Origin of the sequence: Aneurinibacillus sp. UBA3580 (assembly GCF_002375825.1) — a bacterium.
Lineage (GTDB): Bacteria > Bacillota > Bacilli > Aneurinibacillales > Aneurinibacillaceae > Aneurinibacillus > Aneurinibacillus danicus.
On record NZ_DFMZ01000011.1, the window covers coordinates 1 to 2,275 of the forward strand.

A 2,275-nucleotide genomic window follows, 5' to 3' on the forward strand; every position below is an offset into this window, starting at 1 on the left:
AAGCTGAACCGCTCGAAGGCAGAATGGTAATGGAAATAAATCCGAATATTGCCTATGCGATGCTTGAGAGACTGCTTGGTGGACAGGGAGTAGCCCCGAATAAATTCGGAGCGCTTACCGAAATCGAGACAACGATTATGGAGCGGATTTTTAGCAGAGCCCTGTATAGTTTTGCGGAAGCCTGGAAAACGGTAATCGAAATTGAACCGGAACTGGAGTTTTTGGAGGTCAATCCGCAGTTCATGCAGATTGTTTCCCCAAATGAAACGGTCGCGGTTATCTCTTTCAGCACAAAAATTGGCGAAACAACCGGAATGATTAATCTTTGCCTGCCTCATGTCGTGCTTGAGCCTTTAATGGTTAAACTGTCTGCCCACTATTGGCTGTCCACGCAGAAGAAAGCGCGTAACGAACGGGAAGTACAGATCCTCGAGGAGAGGGTGCGTAAAGCGAAGCTCCCTCTTATTGCAGAGCTTGGCACTTCCATTATTTCCGTCGGCGAGTTTTTAAATCTCGCTATAGGCGATGTAATTCAATTGGATCAGCGTACGGAGGACAAAGTAAAGGTGCGAATTGGACAGAGGACGAAATATCTGGGGCAACCGGGTACATCCAAAGGCCGAGTGGCAATCATGATTGAAAACGTGTTGGAGGAAGAGGTGGAAGAAGATGAGTAGAGAAATGCTATCGCAGGAAGAGATTGACGCTTTACTGCGACAGAATAATCTGGAAGAAGATATAGATGACAATAATGAAGGAAACCAGGAACCGAATATTGATGATTACCTTTCCCCGCTGGAACAGGATGCGCTCGGCGAGATTGGAAACATCACGTTCGGCAGCGCGGCAACCGCGCTATCCAGCCTGCTTGGACAGGTTACCGATATTACCACGCCGAAAGTAGGCATCGTTCGCCGTGAAGAAGTACAGAACGAGTTTCCGCATCCTTATGTTGCCGTCCATGTGGAATATACAGAAGGTTTTCAGGGCATTAACCTTCTTGTCATCCGAGCGGACGACGCGCAGATTATTGCCGATTTAATGATGGGAGGGGACGGTACCGCACCGCCGCAGGAACTATCGGAGATTCATTTAAGCGCAGTGCAAGAAGCGATGAATCAGATGATGGGTTCCGCAGCCACATCCATGTCTACCATCTTCAATAAGCTGGTAAATATTTCTCCGCCTGGGATCGACATGATGGATTTGCAGCAAGGCAAAGGCATGGAGAATATCCCGGAGGATGATATTCTCGTTAAAATCTCGTTCCGATTGAAAGTCGGAAGTTTAATTGATTCCAATATTATGCAGTTGATTCCCGTACCGTTTGCACGTTCGCTTGTGGCTACGCTGCTTGGCGGAATGGGAGGAGATGCGGCACCAACGGAAGCGCCGCAGGCCGATCCGCAGCCAGCGCCGCAGCCGGCACCACAACCTGAGCCTGTTCATATGGCCGGTGGAAATGAGTATCCGTCTTCCGGTATAGGTGGCATGGAGCCGCCGCAACCACCGCCATATCAGATGCCGCAGCAGCAGCCGATGTATCAGCAACCTCTGCAAGGATATCCGGGAGGAATGCCTCCGTATCAACAGCCAATGTACCAGCAGCAGCCGCCTCAACCGGCTTATAGCGGATATCAACCGCCGCCAGCTAACGTACAGCCGGTGCAGTTTTCTTCTTTCGATGTGAATGTTCCCCCACAAGCCTCTCCACAGAATTTGAGCATGCTTATGGACATTCCATTGAAAGTTACGGTAGAGCTGGGCAGAACGAAGAGACAAATTAAAGATATTTTAGATTTATCTCCTGGTTCCATTATCGAACTGGATAAGCTTGCGGGCGAGCCGGTCGATATTCTCGTGAATAACAAGCTCATCGCTAAAGGTGAAGTAGTCGTTATCGATGAGAATTTCGGCGTCCGTGTTACTGATATTCTTAGCCAGTGGGACCGTATCCAGAAATTACAATAATGTAACGTATACGTTAAGGAGGAGATCATATGAGCAACAGAGTTCTTATTGTAGATGATGCAGCATTTATGAGGATGATGATTAAAGAAATCCTTACAAAAAACGGATATAACGTAGTAGGGGAAGCGAGTGACGGCGTGCAGGCCGTAGAAAAGTTTAAAGAACTATCTCCGGATTTGGTCACAATGGATATTACCATGCCTGAGATGGATGGGATTACCGCTTTAAAAGAGATTAAAAAAATCAGTCCTGGAGCCAAGGTTATTATGTGTTCAGCTATGGGGCAGCAGGCTATGGTTATTGA

General features: G+C 47.8%; 3 protein-coding genes. All 3 read left to right on the forward strand.

What is annotated here, in order from left to right; translation table 11 throughout:
• On the forward strand, positions 1-677 hold a 677-nt coding region (gene fliM / locus B2899_RS02105), incomplete at its 5' end, for a flagellar motor switch protein FliM (RefSeq protein WP_286883680.1).
• Positions 670-1,971 (forward strand): flagellar motor switch phosphatase FliY, encoded by a 1,302-nt coding sequence (fliY, locus tag B2899_RS02110; RefSeq protein ID WP_286883683.1) that lies wholly within the window; start codon positions 670-672, stop codon positions 1,969-1,971. The genes fliM and fliY, both read left to right, overlap by 8 nt.
• A 29-nt stretch (positions 1,972-2,000) precedes the next feature.
• Positions 2,001-2,275 (forward strand): response regulator (locus B2899_RS02115; RefSeq protein WP_286883686.1); only part of this gene is annotated, 275 nt, incomplete at its 3' end.